The sequence below is a fragment of the Streptomyces avicenniae genome (assembly GCF_000719135.1).
Lineage (GTDB): Bacteria > Actinomycetota > Actinomycetes > Streptomycetales > Streptomycetaceae > Streptomyces > Streptomyces avicenniae.
Window position 1 is genome coordinate 98,612 of the sequence record NZ_JOEK01000016.1, and the last position, 18,156, is coordinate 116,767.

Below are 18,156 nucleotides of genomic sequence, written 5' to 3' on the forward strand. Positions count from 1 at the left end.
GCACGGGACTTCCGCCCGCCCGCGCGTTAGCCTCCCGGCATGACACCATCCCCCGGTGGCGCCGCCCCCGGCGACCAGCGCTTCCGCATCGCACCGCTCGACCTGGCCGGGGCCGTGGACGAGGCGCTGGCCGTCCAGGCAGAGGCGTTCGGACTGAGCAGGGAAGAGGTCGCCGTCCGCCGCCACATCGTCCTGCGCCACGCCGCCGCGCCGGGCGCGCGCGCCCTCGGCGCCACCGACGCCGACGGCAGGCTGGTCGGCTTCGTCTACGGCATGCCCAACGACCGCGCGCAGTGGTGGTCCACCGTCGTGGAGCCCTACCTGCGCCGCGGCGGGAACGAGTCCTGGCTCGACGACTCCTTCACGGTCACCGAGCTGCACGTGCACCCCGACCACCAGCAGCGCGGCATAGGCCGCCAGCTCATCACCGGCCTCACCGGCGCCGCCGACCAGCCCCGCTCCATCCTCTCCGCCATCGACACGGAGAGCCCGGCCCGCGGGCTGTACCGCAAGCTCGGCTACCAGGACCTCGCCCGCCGCGTCATGTTCCCCTCCGCCCCGACCCCGTACGCCGTCATGGGCGCCCCCCTGCCGCTGCGCGGCTGATCCCCGCCCCGCACCCGGCGGTCACAGCCAGACGGCGAACTCCAGCAGCGTCTCGCCCTCGTCGCGCTGCCCCGCCCGGTACGCCCGCGCCGCCGAGGCGACGGCCCGGAAGAGCGACCAGCCGCGCAGCCGGTCGGGATCGAGGTCCACCGAGTTCGCCAGCCGCGTGACGCGGCGCCGCGTCGCCGACGCGGCGCCCGCCGAGGCCACCAGGTCGTGCAGCCGGTCGCGCGTCAGCCGCGCCAGGTCGTAGGCGGGTTCGCCGACCACCGGTTCAGGGCCGACCGCGAGCCAGTGCGCCCGCGCGTCGTCCGAGGCGAGCACGGCGCCCTGCCTGAAGTCGCCGTGCAGCAGCAGCGGTTCCCCTCCGTCCGCGAGCAGTGCCTCGCGCGCGGCGAGCGCCTCGCCCACCAGCGGGGCGGTCTCCGGCGGGAGCGCCGCGGCCATCAGCTCCGCCTGCCCCGCCGTCCGCTCCGCGACCGAGGGGAACGGATGCCCCTCGCCCGGCGGCACCCACAGCCTGCGCAGCACGGAGACGGCCTCAAGGGACGCCTTCGCGTCGGCCAGGGATCGCAGCGACGTGCCGGGGCGCAGCCGTTCCAGCAGCAGTACGCCCGCCCCGGTGTCGGACCGCAGCACGCGCACGGCGCCCAGACCGTCCCAGCGCCGCAGCGCGGCCTCCTCGACCGCCGCCCGGCTCCCGGGCGCCGCCAGCTTCAGCACGGCGGGCGCGCCGTCGGCCGTCCGTACGAGGACCGCCATGCTCGTCCGCCCGCCGGGCGCCACGACGCGTTCCGGGGTCAGCTCCCAGCGGCGCGCTATGCCACCCGTCAGCTCGGGCAGCGCGGCCAGCCAGGCGTCGGCGCCCGCCGCCCGCTGGTGCCTGGCCAGATGTTCCGGGGGTGCCAGCTCCATGCTCAGCGGCTCCCGTCGGCCGCGTACTCGGGCAGGCCGGGGAACGGCACCGGCGCCCCGCTCCAGCGCGCCGCCCTGACCGCCGCCTCGCTCAGGGCCGACGCGGCGTCACCCCGCTCCTCGGCGGGACCCGCCTCGACGAGGTCGGCGTACGCCGCCGCGAGCCGCGTCTCCAACTCCCCGGCGAGCCGTACGGCGCCCGCCTCGTCCGTCACCTCGAAGGGCAGCGCGTACGCGGCGGCCGACGCGACCGGCGTGCCGCCCAGGTCGCGCACGGTGCGGTGCAGCGTGTCGCGGCGGGCGCGGTGGGCGGTGAACGCCTCGGACACCTCCTGGCCGCGGTCGTCGCCGATCCGGCCGCCGACGACGCCGTAGCCGTAGACCGCCGCGTGTTCCGCGGCGAGCGCGGCCTGGGTCGCGTCGAGCGCGGACGGCGTGCCGTCCTCGGCGCGGTGCGCGGTGCGGCGGGCTGGGGAGCGGGTCATACGCGGGCCTCGTTCAGCAGATGGGCCTGGACCGTGCCGGACGCCGCGAGCGAGGCGAGCAGCCGGGCGAGGTCAGGGGGGAGGTCGGGCAGGGCGCGGGTGCGGCTCCTGGCCAGCGCGCGTTCCGCGTCGGCGAGGGCCGACAGGGCCGCGGCGGCGTCCGCCGGGACCTCGGGTGTGCCGTCGGCCACACCGCCCGCGGCCGGGTCGTCCGCGCCGAGCGCCGTGACGTGGGCCGCGACGACCGCGCGCAGCGGCGTGAGCGTGGCGTCGAGCGCCGGGTGGGCGGCGGCGGTGGCGTCGTAGTGGGCGAGCAGTCCGCTGCTGTCCCTGGCGGCCCGGCGGCGCAGCCCCCGGGTCGTCGCGGGACCGGCGCCGCCACCGGCCGCGCCGCCGTCCCCGCCGGTGCAGCCGGCCGTGGCGACGGTGAGACCGGTCACGATGCCGCCGGTCAGGAGAGAGCGTCTGGGCAGACCAGAGGACATGCCAGAGGACATGGCTTCCCGCACTTCCCGTTGTGAGAGAACGACAAGATCACCGCACGGTGAGCGTACCCGGGGGCCCGTCCCGTTCCCGCGCCACCCCGGACCCCGGGCGTGCCCGGGGGCGGGCCCATCGGCGGTCGGCGGTGTCTGCGGCAGGCGATAGGGTGTGGGCCGGGCGCGCCCGACACGCACCGTCCGACAACAGCACACGCGGCCGAGGAGTCACCCGGATGAGCACGACCCAGATCGAGAGGCTGCGGGCACTCCTGGAACCCCTGGCCGCCGCGCGCGGCATGGACCTGGAGGACGTGCGCATCACCCCGGCGGGCCGCCGTCGGCTGCTCCAGGTGGTCGTGGACACGGACGAGGGCGTGCAGCTCGACGCGTGCGCCGAGCTGAGCCGCGACGTCTCCGAGAAGCTGGACGAGACGGACGCCATGGGGGAGGCCCCCTACGAACTCGAAGTGACCTCGCCCGGCGCCGAGCGCACCCTGACCGAGCCCCGCCACTTCCGCCGGGCGACCGGCCGTCTCGTCCTGATCACGCCCCGCGAGGGCGCGGAGCTGACCGCGCGCGTCGTCGCCGTGGACGAATCGGGAGTGGATCTCCAGGTCCCGGGGGAGAAGGGACGCAAGCCCACGGCCCGCCGGATCGACTTCGACGGGATCGCGCGGGCGCGGGTCCAGGTCGAGTTCAGCCGTAAGCCGGCAGGCGACGACGAGAGCAGCAAGGAGGCGTAGCCGTGGACATCGACATGAGTGCCCTGCGTTTGCTCGTCCGGGAGAAGGAGATCTCCCTGGACCTGCTGGTGGAGGCGATCGAATCGGCCCTCCTGATCGCGTACCACCGCACCGAGGGCAGCCACCGCAGGGCCCGCGTGGTCCTCGACCGGGCGACGGGCCATGTGACGGTCTGGGCCGTCGAGGACGAGACCGACCTCGACGGGGCTGCCGACGGTGCGGAGCCGCGTGAGTTCGACGACACGCCGACCGACTTCGGCCGGATCGCCGCGACCACCGCCAAGCAGGTCATCCTCCAGCGGCTGCGGGACGCCGAGGAGGACGTGACCTTCGGCGAGTACGCCGGGCGCGAGGGCGACGTCGTCGCCGGGATCGTCCAGCAGGGCCGCGACCCCAAGAGCGTGCTGGTGGACATCGGCCGCCTGGAGGCGATCCTGCCGCCGCAGGAGCAGGTTCCGGGTGAGGAGTACCCGCACGGCGCGCGGCTGCGGTCGTACGTGGTGCGCGTCGTGAAGGGCGCGCGCGGTCCCTCCGTGACGCTCTCGCGCACCCACCCGAACCTCGTGCGCAAGCTGTTCGAGCTGGAGGTCCCCGAGATCGCGGACGGCAGCGTCGAGATCGCCGCGATCGCCCGCGAGGCCGGGCACCGCAGCAAGATCGCGGTGCGCTCGCTGCGGCAGGGGCTGAACGCGAAGGGCGCGTGCATCGGGCCGATGGGCGGCCGGGTGCGCAGCGTCATGGCCGAGCTGCACGGCGAGAAGATCGACATCGTGGACTGGTCGGACGACCCGGCCGAGATGGTCGCGAACGCCCTGTCGCCCGCCCGGGTCACCCGGGTGGAGGTGGTGGACGCCGCCGCCAGGTCGGCGCGGGTGACCGTGCCCGACTACCAGCTGTCGCTCGCGATCGGCAAGGAGGGCCAGAACGCCCGCCTCGCCGCCCGCCTGACCGGCTGGCGTATCGACATCAGGCCCGACACGGAGCAGCCGGGCCGCCCTGAGGAGCCGGGTCGCTCCGAGCGCCCCGGCAGGACCGAGCAGCCCGGCAGGGCCGGGGCGGCCTAGACCGGCGCCCCGCAGGAACCCGCCGACGGGCCCCGGACACGTGACGGGGCCCCTCCGGCGCGCCCGGGGGCGGCCGGGCACACGGCGCGGCGGGAATGCGGGCGGCGCGCCCGTCCGTTGTCACGACCACCGGTACGGTGACCCCTTTCGGCGCCGTGCGTACGGGGAGGTAGAATTCTCAGTGTCTGGCCGGACGCATGCGCGCGCCTGCCCGGAACGTACCTGTGTCGGATGCCGACAGCGCTCAGCCAGGAACGGTCTGCTGCGTGTGGTGGTGGTCGGGGAACACTGTGTCCCCGATCTTCGCGGTACGCTGCCCGGTCGGGGCGCATACCTGCATCCCACACCGACCTGTCTCGAACTGGCGGTCCGCCGTCGCGCGTTCCCCCGGGCCTTCAGGACCCAGGGGCCGCTCGGCACCGGCGAGCTGCGGCAGGCGGTCGGTGGGGACGCGCCCGGTGCGCCACCGGCGCAGGCACGGTAAAGCACAGAAACGTCGCGCGGAACGGCCGCGCGGCAGGTACCTCGCGAGTGGGAAGTAGGTCGAGATTGCGATGAGCACTCGATGAGTACGCGATGAGTACGCCCGTGAAGTAGCGAAGGTCCGGCGGACGACCGACCCCGGACCGTAGAAGGAGCGAAGTGGCTAAGGTCCGGGTATACGAGCTCGCCAAGGAGCTTGGGGTGGAGAGCAAGGTCGTCATGGCCAAGCTCCAAGAACTTGGTGAATTCGTCCGTTCGGCGTCCTCGACGATCGAGGCGCCGGTTGTCCGAAAACTGACTGATGCATTGAGTGCGGGGAACGGTTCAGGCCGTAGGCCCGCGCGTCCCGGTGCGCCCGCCCCGCGGCCCGGCGCGCCGAAGCCCGGTGCGGCAGGGCCCCGTCCCGGCGCCCCGCGTCCCGGTGCGCCCGCGCCCGGTGGTGCCCCCGCGGCCGGTCCGAAGCCGGGCGGTCCGCGCCCGACGCCAGGCCCCGCGCCCGCCCCGGCCGCCCCGCGGCCCGCGGCGAAGCCGGCACCGGCCGCGCCCGAGTTCACGGCCCCGCCCGCCCCGCCCGCGCCCCCCGCGGGTGACACGGCGGCGGCCCGCCAGACGACGCCGCGCCCCGGCGGCCAGCAGGGCCCGAAGCCGGGCTCGCGTCCGGCCGCCCCGCGTCCCGGTGGCGGCGCGCCGTCCGCCGGTGCGGGCAAGACCGCCCCGGCCAAGCCGGGCGGTCCCAAGCCAGGTGGCAGGCCCGCGGGCCCGCGTCCCGGCAACAACCCCTTCACGACCAGCGGTTCCACGGGCATGGCCCGTCCGCAGGCGCGCCCCGGTCCCGCGGCGCGTCCCGGCGGCCAGGGTGCCCCCGGCGCCCCGCGTCCCGGCGGCGGCCAGGACCGGCCCGGCCCGCGTCCGCAGGCTCCCGGCGGCAACCGCGCGACGCCAGGCAACATGCCGCGTCCGCAGTCCGGGCCCGGCGGCCCGCGTCCCGGCCCGCCCGGTAACCGTCCGAACCCCGGCATGATGCCGCAGCGGCCCTCGGCCGGCGGTCGTCCCGGCGGCCCCGGTGGCCGTCCGGCGGGCGGTCCCCGTCCCGGTGGCGGCGCGGGCGGCGGCGGGTTCGCCGGCCGCGGTGGCGGCGGTGGCGGCGGTGGCCGTCCCGGCTTCGGCGGCGGTGGCGGTGGCGGCGGGTTCGCCGGCCGTGGCGCCGGTGGCGGCGCCGGTACGGGCACCCGTCCCGGCGGCGGTGGCGGCGGCTTCGGTGGCGGCGGTGGCCGTCCCGGCTTCGGCGGCCGTCCCGGCGGCCCCGGTGGCCGTGGTGGCACGCAGGGCGCCTTCGGCCGTCCCGGCGGTCCCGCGCGCCGTGGGCGCAAGTCGAAGCGGCAGCGCCGTCAGGAGTACGAGGCCATGCAGGCCCCGTCCATCGGCGGCGTCATGCTGCCGCGCGGCAAGGGCGAGGCGATCCGTCTCTCCCGTGGCGCGTCGCTGACCGACTTCGCCGAGAAGATCAACGCCAACCCGGCGTCGCTCGTGCAGGTCATGTTCAACCTCGGCGAGATGGTCACCGCGACCCAGTCGGTCTCCGACGAGACGCTGCACCTGCTCGGCGACGAGATGAACTACACGGTGCAGATCGTCAGCCCGGAGGAGGAGGACCGCGAGCTGCTGGAGTCCTTCGACATCGAGTTCGGCGAGAACGAGGGCGGCGAGGAGGCCCTGACCTCCCGGCCCCCGGTCGTCACCGTCATGGGCCACGTCGATCACGGCAAGACCCGCCTGCTCGACGCGATCCGCAAGACGAACGTCATCGAGGGCGAGGCCGGCGGCATCACCCAGCACATCGGTGCCTACCAGGTCTCCACCGAGGTCAACGGCGACGACCGGCGGATCACCTTCATCGACACCCCGGGCCACGAGGCGTTCACCGCCATGCGTGCCCGTGGTGCGAAGTCCACCGACATCGCGATCCTGGTGGTCGCGGCCAACGACGGCGTGATGCCGCAGACGGTCGAGGCGCTGAACCACGCCAAGGCCGCCGACGTGCCGATCGTCGTCGCGGTGAACAAGATCGACGTCGAGGGCGCCGACCCGACGAAGGTGCGCGGCCAGCTGACCGAGTTCGGTCTCGTGGCCGAGGAGTACGGCGGTGACACGATGTTCGTGGACATCTCCGCACGTCAGGGCACCAACATCGAGGGCCTGCTCGAAGCGGTCATCCTGACCGCGGACGCGACCCTCGACCTGCGGGCCAACCCGGAGCAGGACGCGCAGGGCATCGCGATCGAGGCCCACCTCGACCGCGGCCGTGGCGCCGTGGCGACGGTGCTGGTCCAGCGCGGCACGCTGCGGGTCGGCGACACGATGGTGGTGGGCGACGCCCACGGCCGCGTGCGCGCCATGCTCGACGACACCGGGCGCAACCTCACCGAGGCCGGGCCTTCCACGCCGGTCCTGGTGCAGGGTCTGACCAACGTCCCGGGCGCGGGCGACAACTTCCTCGTCGTCAGCGAGGACAGGACCGCCCGGCAGATCGCCGAGAAGCGTGCCGCCCGTGAGCGGAACGCCGCGTTCGCCAAGCGCACCCGCAGGGTCTCCCTGGAGGACCTGGACAAGGTGCTCAAGGCGGGCGAGATCCAGCAGCTCAACCTCATCCTCAAGGGCGACGCGTCCGGTTCGGTCGAGGCCCTGGAGTCCTCGCTGCTCCAGCTCGACGTCGGCGAGGGCGTGGACCTGCGGGTGCTGCACCGCGGCGTCGGCGCGGTCACCGAGACCGACATCGACCTCGCGGCGGGCTCCGACGCCATCGTCCTCGGCTTCAACGTGCGCGCCGAGGGGCGTGCCACGCAGGCGGCCGAGCGCGAAGGGGTGGACGTCCGGTACTACTCGGTCATCTACCAGGCGATCGAAGAGGTCGAGGCGGCCCTGAAGGGTCTGCTCAAGCCGGAGTTCGAAGAGGTCGAGCTGGGCACGGCGGAGATCCGCGAGGTCTTCCGCTCCTCCAAGCTGGGCAACATCGCGGGTGTCCTCATCCGCTCCGGCGAGGTCAGGCGGAACACCAAGGCGCGCGTGGTCCGTGACGGCAAGGTCGTCGCGGAGAACCTCAACATCGAGGGTCTGCGCCGCTTCAAGGACGACGTCACCGAGATCCGCGAAGGGTTCGAGGGCGGTATCAACCTCGGCAACTTCAACGACATCAAGATCGACGACGTCATCGCCACCTACGAGATGCGGGAGAAGCCCCGCGCCTGACCCCACCCGGGCCGGGGCCCGTCGCCGGAGCTGTGAAACTCCGTCGATGGGCCCCGGCCCTGGCCATTACGATCACCATATGTATACCGGGACGCTGTCGTTCGACCTGCTGCTCGGCGACGTCAGATCGCTGAAACAGAAACGCTCCGTGGTCCGGCCGATCGTGGCCGAACTGCGCCGGAAGTACACGGTGAGCGTGGCCGAGGTCGGCGACCAGGACCTGCACCGCCGCGCGACCATCGGGCTGGCGGCGGTGTCGGGCGACGCGGGCCACCTCACCGGCGTGCTCGACGAGTGCGAGCGGTGGATGGCGGCCCGGCCCGAGGTGGAACTGCTGTCGGTACGGCGGCGGCTCCACGGCGACGAGGACGAATAGCAAGGAGACAGACCAGTGGCCGACAACCCCCGGGCCAAGAGGCTGGCGGACCTCATCCGTGAGGTGGTCGCGCAGAAGCTGCAACGGGACGTGAAGGACCCGCGCCTGGGCAGCCGGGTGACCATCACCGACACCAGGATCACCGGCGACCTGCGCGAGGCCACCGTGTTCTACACGGTCTACGGCGACGACGCCGACCGTGCCGAGGTCGCCGCGGGCCTGAACAGCGCGCGCGGCATCCTGCGCTCCGCCGTGGGCGCGGCGGCGGGCGTGAAGCACACGCCGAGCCTGGAGTTCGTCCCCGACGCCCTGCCGGAGAACGCGCGCAACCTCGACGACCTCTTCGACCGCGCGCGGGAGCGTGACGAGGAGGTACGCCGTGCGTCGGCGGGCGCCGACTACGCGGCCGGGGCCGACCCGTACGTCAGCAAGGACGAGAAGGACGCCACGGACGAGAAGGAAGACTGACCGTCCCATGAGCCGCACCACCAGCACCCGCGCGGCAGGCGCCGCCGACGGGCTCGTCGTCGTGGACAAGCCCGCCGGTTTCACGTCGCACGACGTCGTGGCCGTGCTGCGCGGTATCGCGCGCACGCGCCGCGTCGGCCACGCGGGCACGCTCGACCCCATGGCGACGGGCGTCCTCGTCCTCGGCCTCGGGCGCGCCACCCGGCTGCTCGGACATCTCGCGCTGACCGAGAAGGAGTACCGGGGCACCGTCCGCCTCGGCCAGACGACGGTGACCGACGACGCCGAGGGCGAGGTCACCGGCGCCACGGGCGCGGCGGGCCTCGACCCGGCGGCGGTCGCCGCCGCCGTCGCCGCCCTGACCGGCGACCTCATGCAGGTCCCGGCGAAGGTGAGCGCGATCAAGATCGACGGCAAGCGCTCCTACCGCCGCGTACGGGACGGCGAGGACGTCGAGATCCCGGCCAGGCCGGTGACGGTCTCCACGTTCACCGTCACGGCCACCGCCGAGCGCACGGCCGACGACGGCACCCCCGTCACCGACCTCGACGTCACGGTCGTCTGCTCGTCGGGCACCTACATCCGCTCCCTCGCCCGCGACCTGGGCGCGGCCCTCGGGACGGGCGGCCACCTCACCGCGCTGCGCCGCACCCGCGTCGGGCCGTACGCGCTGGAGGCCGCCCACACCCTCGACGCGCTGCGCGCCGAACTCGCCGTGCTGCCGCTCGGCGAGGCAGCCGCCGCCGCGTTCCCGCGCTGGGACGTGGACGAGCGGGCGGCCCGCCTCCTCGGCAACGGCGCCCGCCTCGACGCGCCGGGCCTGCCACCGGGGCCCGTGGCGGTCTTCGGCCCCGAGGAGCGGTTCATCGCCCTCGTCGAGGCGCACGAGGAGACGACCCGCAGCCTCGCCGTGTTCGTCTGACCGCCCCGTCCCCGCCGCCGTTCACCCGAACGGCGGCATATCGGTGCAGAACCTCCCCGAGCGGGGCAGAGTGCTCCCGCGCCGCCGTGCGGGCGGCGCCGAGCGGCACGGGAGGTTCGGCAGATGGCGGTGGACGGGGCCTTTCCCTTGTGCGTCCGCGACCTGGCGGGGCGGACGCGGGGGCAGGGCTTCCTCGCCGACCCGGCCGCCGGCACCGTCGTCACGACGCACGAGGCCGTTGACGGCCTCGCCAGGCTCCTGCTGCACACGCCGGGCGGCGGCGCGCGGCACGTACGCGCCGACGCCGTCACCCCGCTGCCGGAGTGGGACCTCGCCCTGATCGACGCGCCGGGCATCGACGCCGAGCCGCGTCTCATCGGCGGCGAACGCCCGCCGGGCAGCGCCGTCCGCGTCCGGCTCGACGCGTGGACCGACTCCGTGCTGCTGGCGGGCGGCCCCGCCACGTACACCGCCACCGACCGGCTCCACCGCGTCGCCGCGACGGCCGCGCTGCCGCTCCCGTCCGGACGGCTCGCGGCCCTGCGGCTGAACGCGGCGCACAGCGGCAGCCCCGTCATCGACAGCGCCACGGGCGCCGTGGTTGCCGTGCTGGGGACGGCCCTGCACCGCGCCGGACGCACGGCGGGGCTCGCCGTCCCGCTGCGCGCGGCGGCGGAGCGTGGCGGGCCGCTGGCCGACCTGTTGCGGCGCAACGGCCGGGCGGTGCCAGGGTTCGGCGCCGACCTCAACCCGGCAGGTCTGCGGGCGCTCACCGCCGCGACGCTCACCGGGGCGCCGGGCGACGGCGGCCCGGACGGCGGGGTCGGCGGCGAGCTGGCGGAGTTCGAGGCGGCCCGCGCGCAGGTGCTGCCCCTCGCGGCGCTGCCGGGGGACGGCCGGGCGCGCGCGGTGGCCGCGTACGCCGTGCGGCGGCAGGCGGGCGGCGCCCCGACCGTGTGGCTGCGGGCCGCGGACCTGCGCGCCGGCGACCGTAGCCTGCGGGACGCCTTGGCGCGCGTGCTGCCGGGCGTCGATCCGGACGTCGCCGCCAGGACCGCGCGGGACGACGGGCGCCCGCTGCTGGTCGTCCTGGACGCGCCGGGCGACGTCCCGGCAGCGCGGCTGCCCGGCTGGGTGGCCGCGTCCTGCGCGTGGCTGCGGACGGCGGACGTGCGGCTGGTGCTGGTCTGCTCACCGGCGTTGCGCGCGGACGTCGCGTCGGCGCACCGGCTCGACGGCGTGGTGCGGCGGATCGTCCGGGCGCCGGGCTGCGGGGCGTCCGCCGGGGAGGTGACGGAGCGGCTGCGGGAGGCGGCGCGGCGTTCCGTCGGGACGGGCGCGCTGGGGCGGCGGGCCTTCGAGGCGCTGTTCCCCGCGTCGGACGGCTGCGGCGGCGCGGTGCTCGGCGAGGGGGTGATGCGGCCCGAGGGCGCGGGATACCGGTTCGTGGACGGGGAGTTCGCCGACTGGCTGCACGCGCCGCACCTCGACCTGGACGCCACGCTCGCGGCGGCGGCGCGGGGCGCCGTGGCGCGGGACCGCGCGGGGACCGTCGTCCAGGCGATGCTGCACCTGGCGCGCCGGGCCGGGGCCGACGCCCTGCGCCGCCGCCTGCGGCCCCTCGCCGAGGCCCTGGACGCGCCGGGCGACACCGGCTGGTGGGCCAGGCACCTGCTGCACGCCGTCCCCCTCGGGCTGCCGGAGGCGGCCGGGTTGCTGGCCGAACTGCGCTGGCTGGCCGACCGGATCGGCGGGCGCACGCTGCCGACCGGGCCGTTCGGCCCCGCGTTCTGGCGCGGCCTGCGGCTGCCGGACGAGGAGACCTTCGACCTTCTGCGGCGGCTGCTGCCCGCCGACGGGCCCGGCACCGGGGGCGAGCGGTACCTGTCGGCCGCCGCCGCGCTGCTGGCCGCCGCGCCGGAGGCGGGCGTGGCGGCGGTCTGCCGGTGGTTCGGGGACGAGCGGCCGTTGCGCTGTGGCAGCGGCCCCGCGCCGGGGGAGCTGACCGTCGCCACCGCAGCCCAGGCGCTGCTGTACGCCCATCGCGGCCTGGCCCCCGCCGAGCTGGCGGCGGCCCTGGCCGGGGCGGCGCACCCGCGCGCGGACGAGCTGCTGACCGAGCTGGCCGCCGACCCGTGGACGGGCCCGCTGACCGGTCCGCGCACCGGCCCGCGCGGCGTGGCGGAGGCGCTCCCGCGGGCGTTCTGCGGCCGGGCCGGGTGAGGCGGCCGTCCTCGCGGTGCCGGGTGCCGGGTACCTTGGACCCGCAGGTCCACCGGTGACGGTGGCGAGGGTTCGGGCGAGGAGCGAGAACGGTGCAGCGCTGGCGTGACGTGACGGACATCCCCGGGGACTGGGGACGTAGCGTCGTCACCATCGGTTCGTACGACGGTGTTCACCGGGGGCATCAGCTGATCATCGGACGGGCGGTGGCCCGTGCCAGGGAACTCGGCGTGCCCGCCGTGGTGGTGACCTTCGACCCCCACCCCAAGGAGGTCACCAGGCCGGGCAGCCACCCGCCGCTGCTCGCGCCCCATCCGCGCCGCGCCGAACTGATGGCGGCGCTCGGCGTGGACGCGGTGCTGGTGCTGCCGTTCACCGAGGAGTTCTCGCAGCTGGCGCCCGCCGACTTCGTCGTGAAGGTGCTCGTCGAGCGGCTCCACGCGCGCGCCGTCGTGGAAGGCCCGAACTTCCGCTTCGGCCACCGGGCGGCGGGGACGGTCGCCACGCTCGCGGAACTGGGCGGGACGTACGGCTTCGAGGTCGTCGTGGTGGATCTCTACGAGCGCGGCGCCGCGGGCCATGGCGAGGCGTTCTCGTCGTCGCTGGCACGGCGGCTCGTCGCCGAGGGGGACGTGGCGGGCGCCGCCGAGGTGCTCGGGCGTCCGCACCGCGTCGAGGGCGTCGTCGTGCACGGGGCGCGGCGCGGGCGTGAACTGGGCATCCCCACGGCGAACCTCGACACCGTGCCCCACACGGCGATCCCGGCGGACGGCGTCTACGCGGGCTGGCTCCTCGCGGCGGGGGAGCGGATGGCCGCCGCCGTCTCGGTCGGCACCAACCCGCACTTCCACGGCACGCAGCGCACCGTCGAGGCGCACGCGCTCGGCCGCACGGACCTCGACCTGTACGGGATGACGGTCGCCGTGGACTTCACCGAGTTCGTGCGCGGCCAGGAGTCGTTCGACTCGCTCGACGCGCTGCTGGAGAAGATGGCGGACGACCTGCGGCGCGTCCGCGAGCTGACCAGCGGCGGCTGACCGGACCGGGGTCCGGCCGACCGCCACCGGCCGGACCGCTCAGCCCTGCGGCGGGCGCCCCCACCCGCCCGGCTGCTGCGGGAACCCCTGACCCGGCCCCGCGGGGGGCGGCGGCTGGACCTGCGGCGGATACCCGTACTGCGGCTGCTGCGGCTGCTGCTGTCCCGGGTGGGCGGCGGGCGCCGGATAGCCGTACCCCTGCGGGGGCTGGCCAGGACCCTGACCCTGGCCCGGCAGCGGCGGCGCCACCTGCGGCGGCATCCCGCCGTCCGGGGTCCACAGGCCCTGCTCCTGCTGCATGCGGGAGAAGTCCTCCGCGATCAGCGCGGCGAGGTCGAAGTACGCCTGCCGGGTTTTCGGCCGCATCAGGTCGAGGTCCACCTCGGCGCCCGCGGCGAGGTGCTCGTCGAACGGCGCGACGACGACACCGCGGCAGCGCGTCTTGAAGTGCCCGACGATGTCCTCGACCTTGACCATCCTGCCGGTCTCGCGCACCCCCGAGATGACGGTGATGCTGCGCCGCACCAACTCCCCGTACCCGTGGGCGGCGAGCCAGTCGAGCGTGGTGCTCGCGCTGCTCGCGCCGTCCACCGAGGGCGTCGAGACGATGATCAGCTGGTGCGCGAGGTCCAGGACGCCGCGCATGGCGCTGTACAGCAGGCCGGTACCCGAGTCCGTGAGGATGATCGGATACTGCTTGCCCAGCACCTCGATGACGCGCCGGTAGTCCTCGTCGCTGAACGCCGTGGAGATCGCCGGGTCCACGTCGTTGGCCAGGATCTCCAGGCCGGACGGCGCCTGCGACGTGAACCTGCGGATGTCCATGTAGCTGTGCAGGTAGGGGATCGCGCCCACCAGGTCGCGGATCGTCGCCCCGGTCTCACGGCGGACGCGGCGGCCGAGCGTGCCCGCGTCCGGGTTGGCGTCGATCGCGATGACCTTGTCCTGCCGCTCGCTGGCCAGCGTCGAGCCGAGGGCGGTGGTCGTGGTCGTCTTGCCCACGCCGCCCTTCAGGCTGATGACCGCGATCCGGTAGCAGGACAGGACGGGCGTGCGGATCGCGTTCAGCTTCCGCTGGCGCTCCTCCTCGGCCGCCTTGCCGCCGATGCGGAAGCGGGAGGTCGGCTTGCTGGCGGCCTGGGACCGCTGCTTGCGCCGCCGGTCGTTGAGCAGACGGTCGGACGACAGCTCGACGGACGCCGTGTAGCCCAGCGCCCCCGGCTGCATCGGCACCGGCTGGTTCGAGGGGTCGGGCCAGCCGTTCTCGCGGGGGTCCTGCGGGCGGGCCGCGGGGACCCCGGGGCCGGGCTGCTGTTGCTGCGCCGGGCCCGGCGGCAGCGCGTGCTGCGGCGCCTGCGGGTACTGCGGCGCGGGCGGCTGCGGGAATTGCGGGCCGGGGGGCGGTGCCGCCGGCTGCTGCTGCTCGTACGGCGCGGGCAGTGAGGGCTGTTGCTGCTGGACGGGGCCTGGCTGGGGCACGCCGGGATGAAGTACCGGGCCGCCGTGGGCCGGTGTGCCGGAGGGCGGCCACCCTCCCGGCGCTGCCTGCTGGGCCGCCGGGGGCTCAGGCCACTGGGGCAGCGCGGGCGGCTGCTGGTTCTGCGGGGCAGGGGCGTGTGGCGAGCCCTGGACGGGCCGCGCGTACGACGGCAGGCCGGGCGGCCCGGCCGTCGGCGGGGGAGACGCCTCCGCCGGGGACGGCTGGGGCCACTGCGGCGCCGCGCCGTGCGCCTGATGGGGCGTCGGCTGCGGCCACTGCGGGGCGGCCGGACGTTCCGGCGCCGGGCCGGGCGCCGGGAAGGGACCCGGCGCGTTCTGCGCGTGGGCGCCGGGCAGCGAAGGCGGTCCCGGAGGCGCCGCGAGACGGGGGTCGGCCGTCGGCTCCGGCTCGGCGTCCTCCTCGAACTCCAGCGCGGCCTCGGTCCCCGACTTGGTGAACTCGACCTCCACGCTGGGCGCCTCGGGCGACGCCGGACGCTTCGGCGGCGTGAAGATCGCCGTGTGCTCCGAGGCGATGGGCCCGCCGCCCGCCCCGCCGAACGGCGGCGCTGGCGAGGAGGGCTCAGGCTGCGGTCCCGCCGGTGGCGGCGGGGCGGACGGAGTCTCCGCCGACGGCGGATCGATCCGGAAGTCCGGTGGCAGCGGCGGGAGTCCGGCGGGGCGCTCCGCGGGCGGCGCGGGCGGGACAGGCGGAAGCGACGGCGCGACGGCCGCGGGCGGCTGCTCCGGCGTGACGTCGGGGGCCGCCCCGGCGTCGGCCCGTGCGGGCTCCGCGTGCGGCGGCTCCTCGGGCGCGCGCTCCGGTTCCGGTTCCGGCTCCGTGACGTCGGCGGGCGGCGGCGTGCTCTCCGCCTCGGGCCGTACGGGAGGGGGCGGCGGTGCGGGCCAGGCAGGGGCCGGGGGCGCCGACACCGGCGGCGGTTCCGGCTGCTGAGCGGCCTGTTCGTCGTGCTCCTGCTGCTGCCGCTGCGCCTCGGCCGCCGCCTTCCGCACGGAGGACGGGGAGAACTTCATCGTCCTGCCGTCGGACTCCTCGTCGTCACCGACCGCGGGCGACGGCACCGACGGCGGTCCTGGCACCGGGGCGGGCGGCGGGGGGAATCCGGCCGGAGCCGCCTGCTGCGGCACCGAAGGCGGCGCACCCCTGGGCGGACCCTGCTCCCCGCCCCCGGCGGGCGTGCTCGCCGCGCCGCCGGAGTACCAGGCGGGCGGGGTGTAGTCGATGGTGAACTGCCCGGTGGTCTCCGACTCCTCCTCAAGGAGATCGTCATCGGGCCGTTCGTCGGCGGAGGACTCCTCCGCGGGGCGAACCTTGTCCCGATCGCTGTTCACGACGTGCCTCCCGCTCCTGGTATTGCTCCCTGATCCGCCCCTCGCGGGTTCCGCTGCCTGGTTGACGGACCGGAGCCCCGGAACGGTTCCCGCGGCACGGGTCAGGGCACTGCGCACAGCACCACTGCCGTGTTGTCCCTCACCCTAGTGGGCGTACGGGGGAGACCCGTAGCCCTCCTCCTCCCCCCAGGTGCGCATTCCGGCCGAAAAACAGCGGAAGCAGACCAGTTGTGAGCGAAATGGGCGGGGTGTGTCAGTTGTGTGCGTCCAGGCGGCTCGGGTTGCCCAGCAGCCCGATCTCACTGTCGGTCGGCACCATACGGACCAGCCGCCGCGCCGTACGCGTGCACCACAACGTCGCGTCCTCGGCGAACGTGGACAGCGCCTCCGCCTGCACCGGGGGCAGCGCCATCACCTTGCCTATCCGGCTGCCCTCCTCGGGCGAGACCCGCTGCACGCCGACCAGCGCCGCGCGCTCCATCAGCCGGGCCGCCGCCGGTCCCAGATAGGGCAGCAGCGTCAGAACGGGCTGCCAGGGCGCCGACGCGACCCGCCCCCGTGGCGGCCGCACACCGCAGTCCCGCACCACCAGCACCGGGCTGCCCAGCGTCGCCCCCAGGGGCGGCACGCGGCCCACCTCGTGCAGCGTCATGTGTTCCAGACCGCCGTTGGCGGCCTGGGCCAGTCGCGCCCAGACATGTGCGCGCCCGGTCTCCACGGCCACCCGCACCCCGGTCGCCACCGCGCGCAACGCCAGCACCTGCGCCGTCCACACACCGCCTATCAGCACCATGTCGTACGGCACGGGGTGATGGATGCCCAGCACGGCGGGCCGCGACCTGCTGTCCACACCCACGACGATCCCGTCGTCGCCCACCGGCAGCGCCAGCCGCGACAGTTCCCCGACGGACAGCACATGACTCCCGCGTGGCATCAGTCCAGCCCTCCCAGCGGCAACGTCGCCCGCAGGCCCGCCACCTGTTCCCTGTCCATCCGCACGAGCCCCACGCGCGCACCACGTGCCGCCCGCGTCAACGCGCCCGCGGCCGAGCGCAGTTCGTCCTCCCCGCGCCCCGTCACCCGCACATGCCCGTCGAACGCGACCGCGCGCGGACCGCGCGCCCGCAGGGTCAGGCTGAACGTCGTGGCGAACGCGGGCACCGACGTCAGCAGCGCGACCAGGGCCGGGAGCGGCGCGCCCCCCGCCCCGAGCACCGGCCAGCGCGCCACACGGAACGTCGAGTGCCACCGGTCGTCGCACCGCCACACCCGCGTGCCCTCCGCCGTGCGGCGCGGACGCTCCCCGTCCCGCTGCCCGACGACCGTCGTCACCAGCGGATCGGAACTCGTGCACGCCGCCACCGCCGACAGCAGCTCGGCCTCCGACAGCACCGTCGCCGCGAACCCCGCCCCGGACAGCCGGCTCACCAACTGACCTGCCGCCCGCGCCAGACAGCGCTGCGCCCCCAGCAGCCCCCCACCCCGCTCCGCGACCGCCTCGGGGCACAGCTCGGGATCGAGCCGCAGCGTCACCCAGGTCAGCCGCAGCGCCGGTGGGGTGCCCCCCGGCCCGTCCGTCTGCAACAGCGTGTAACTCGCCCTCGCCACCGACACGTCGGGCAGCATCGGCGCCGGTGCGGGCTGCGTGTGCTGGACGCACTGCACCGACGCCAGGCGTATGCCGTCCGTGTCCAGCGCGTCGTGCAACAGCGTCAGCGGCAACGGTCGCCCGTCCAGGCCCGGTTGCAGGGGCGTCAGCCCGGCCTCCACCCGCAGCGCGACCGTCAGGAAGCCGCCGTCCTCCGCCATCCCCATCTCGTGCCGCTCGCGTCCGTCACGCCCGGAGCGCGCGGCGTACGTGTGACACCGCAGCCCGGGGCGGCACTCCGTGGCCAGCGACAGCAGCGGATCGGTCCCCACCGGCAACGGCTCCGCAGCCGCCCGCCTCCTGCGCCGCAGCGCGAGCACCGAGTGCAACCTGCCGGGCAGCGTCTCCCCCTGACGCCACGCCAGCAACACCAGCACCAGCAGCGCGGCCGACGCCACCGTCAGGACGGCCAGCACGTACCGCAGCCACCCGTCGGCCGCCCACGCCCCCACCGCCAGCCCGCCCAGCGCCTGGAGGCACACCACGGGCCACAGCGCGAGCAGCCCGCCCGCCCCGGACACCGCCCGCGGCACCACCCCCTCCGGCGCGGCCGTCGCCCCTGCCGGGGCCCGTACGGCAGCCCCCGCCGATGTGGCCGATGCCATCATCCGCCCCCCTCCTCACCG

The 18,156-nt window shown here is 75.7% G+C and carries 16 protein-coding genes; 10 read left to right on the forward strand and 6 right to left on the reverse strand.

Annotated features, from left to right (window positions below; translation table 11 throughout):
- The first annotated feature begins 39 nt into the window (after positions 1–39).
- Complete coding sequence (locus tag IF27_RS25295; protein ID WP_052852090.1) at positions 40–606, forward strand: GNAT family N-acetyltransferase; 567 nt, start codon at positions 40–42, stop codon at positions 604–606.
- 21 nt (positions 607–627) lie between these two features.
- Here IF27_RS25295 and IF27_RS25300 read toward each other — a convergent pair whose 3' ends face one another.
- The 3 genes from IF27_RS25300 to IF27_RS25310 are packed head-to-tail and all read right to left on the reverse strand — an operon-like array spanning position 628 to position 2,446.
- Complete coding sequence (locus IF27_RS25300) at positions 628–1,521, reverse strand: aminoglycoside phosphotransferase family protein (protein ID WP_052852091.1); 894 nt, start codon at positions 1,519–1,521, stop codon at positions 628–630.
- 2 nt (positions 1,522–1,523) lie between these two features.
- Positions 1,524–2,006 (reverse strand): ferritin-like domain-containing protein, encoded by a 483-nt coding sequence (locus tag IF27_RS25305; RefSeq protein ID WP_052852092.1) that lies wholly within the window; start codon positions 2,004–2,006, stop codon positions 1,524–1,526.
- Complete coding sequence (locus tag IF27_RS25310; RefSeq protein ID WP_052852093.1) at positions 2,003–2,446, reverse strand: hypothetical protein; 444 nt, start codon at positions 2,444–2,446, stop codon at positions 2,003–2,005. The genes IF27_RS25305 and IF27_RS25310 overlap by 4 nt, the downstream gene beginning before the upstream one ends.
- 275 nt (positions 2,447–2,721) lie before the next feature.
- On the opposite strand from IF27_RS25310, the gene rimP reads away from it, so the two are divergent.
- From rimP to IF27_RS25350, 9 genes are all read left to right on the forward strand, one after another.
- Complete coding sequence (gene rimP / locus IF27_RS25315; RefSeq protein ID WP_052852094.1) at positions 2,722–3,231, forward strand: ribosome maturation factor RimP; 510 nt, start codon at positions 2,722–2,724, stop codon at positions 3,229–3,231.
- Positions 3,232–3,233: 2 nt separating this feature from the next.
- Positions 3,234–4,295 carry a transcription termination factor NusA gene (gene nusA, locus IF27_RS25320; protein ID WP_052852095.1) on the forward strand — a complete coding sequence of 354 codons (1,062 nt, stop codon included), beginning with the start codon at positions 3,234–3,236 and terminating at the stop codon, positions 4,293–4,295.
- Positions 4,296–4,476: 181 nt separating this feature from the next.
- Positions 4,477–4,779, forward strand: a complete 303-nt coding sequence (locus IF27_RS30555; protein WP_110946233.1) for a YlxR family protein — start codon at positions 4,477–4,479, stop codon at positions 4,777–4,779.
- 158 nt (positions 4,780–4,937) lie between these two features.
- Positions 4,938–8,024, forward strand: a complete 3,087-nt coding sequence (infB, locus tag IF27_RS25325; RefSeq protein ID WP_052852096.1) for a translation initiation factor IF-2 — start codon at positions 4,938–4,940, stop codon at positions 8,022–8,024.
- A gap of 79 nt (positions 8,025–8,103) precedes the next feature.
- Positions 8,104–8,400 (forward strand): DUF503 domain-containing protein, encoded by a 297-nt coding sequence (locus IF27_RS25330; protein WP_052852097.1) that lies wholly within the window; start codon positions 8,104–8,106, stop codon positions 8,398–8,400.
- 15 nt (positions 8,401–8,415) lie between these two features.
- Positions 8,416–8,868, forward strand: a complete 453-nt coding sequence (gene rbfA / locus IF27_RS25335; protein ID WP_052852098.1) for a 30S ribosome-binding factor RbfA — start codon at positions 8,416–8,418, stop codon at positions 8,866–8,868.
- 7 nt (positions 8,869–8,875) lie between these two features.
- Positions 8,876–9,790, forward strand: a complete 915-nt coding sequence (gene truB, locus IF27_RS25340) for a tRNA pseudouridine(55) synthase TruB (RefSeq protein WP_052852099.1) — start codon at positions 8,876–8,878, stop codon at positions 9,788–9,790.
- Positions 9,791–9,913: 123 nt separating this feature from the next.
- Positions 9,914–12,013 (forward strand): hypothetical protein, encoded by a 2,100-nt coding sequence (locus IF27_RS25345; RefSeq protein WP_052852100.1) that lies wholly within the window; start codon positions 9,914–9,916, stop codon positions 12,011–12,013.
- Between the two features lie 92 nt (positions 12,014–12,105).
- Positions 12,106–13,050, forward strand: coding sequence for a bifunctional riboflavin kinase/FAD synthetase (locus IF27_RS25350; RefSeq protein WP_052852101.1), 945 nt, complete (start codon positions 12,106–12,108; stop codon positions 13,048–13,050).
- A 39-nt stretch (positions 13,051–13,089) separates the two neighbouring features.
- Here IF27_RS25350 and IF27_RS25355 read toward each other — a convergent pair whose 3' ends face one another.
- The 3 genes from IF27_RS25355 to eccE all read right to left on the reverse strand — a co-directional run bounded on the left by IF27_RS25355 (position 13,090) and on the right by eccE (position 18,135).
- Entirely contained in the window at positions 13,090–15,882 is a 2,793-nt protein-coding gene (locus IF27_RS25355) for an SCO5717 family growth-regulating ATPase (RefSeq protein WP_052852102.1), read from the reverse strand.
- A gap of 253 nt (positions 15,883–16,135) precedes the next feature.
- Positions 16,136–16,816: a hypothetical protein gene (locus IF27_RS25360; RefSeq protein WP_052852103.1), complete on the reverse strand. Its 681-nt coding sequence runs from the start codon at positions 16,814–16,816 to the stop codon at positions 16,136–16,138.
- Positions 16,816–18,135: a type VII secretion protein EccE gene (gene eccE, locus IF27_RS25365; RefSeq protein ID WP_223291209.1), complete on the reverse strand. Its 1,320-nt coding sequence runs from the start codon at positions 18,133–18,135 to the stop codon at positions 16,816–16,818. Before eccE ends, IF27_RS25360 begins: the two co-directional genes overlap by 1 nt.
- Positions 18,136–18,156: the final 21 nt, after the last annotated feature.

What these genes read in the sequence shown, in the direction of transcription:
- IF27_RS25295 (WP_052852090.1), top strand. Translation starts at nt 40, where the DNA reads ATGACACCATCCCCCGGTGGCGCCGCCCCCGGCGACCAGCGCTTCCGC.
- IF27_RS25300 (WP_052852091.1), bottom strand. Translation starts at nt 1,521, where the DNA reads ATGGAGCTGGCACCCCCGGAACATCTGGCCAGGCACCAGCGGGCGGCG.
- IF27_RS25305 (WP_052852092.1), bottom strand. Translation starts at nt 2,006, where the DNA reads ATGACCCGCTCCCCAGCCCGCCGCACCGCGCACCGCGCCGAGGACGGC.
- rimP (WP_052852094.1), top strand. Translation starts at nt 2,722, where the DNA reads ATGAGCACGACCCAGATCGAGAGGCTGCGGGCACTCCTGGAACCCCTG.
- IF27_RS25330 (WP_052852097.1), top strand. Translation starts at nt 8,104, where the DNA reads ATGTATACCGGGACGCTGTCGTTCGACCTGCTGCTCGGCGACGTCAGA.
- truB (WP_052852099.1), top strand. Translation starts at nt 8,876, where the DNA reads ATGAGCCGCACCACCAGCACCCGCGCGGCAGGCGCCGCCGACGGGCTC.
- IF27_RS25345 (WP_052852100.1), top strand. Translation starts at nt 9,914, where the DNA reads ATGGCGGTGGACGGGGCCTTTCCCTTGTGCGTCCGCGACCTGGCGGGG.
- IF27_RS25360 (WP_052852103.1), bottom strand. Translation starts at nt 16,816, where the DNA reads ATGCCACGCGGGAGTCATGTGCTGTCCGTCGGGGAACTGTCGCGGCTG.
- eccE (WP_223291209.1), bottom strand. Translation starts at nt 18,135, where the DNA reads ATGGCATCGGCCACATCGGCGGGGGCTGCCGTACGGGCCCCGGCAGGG.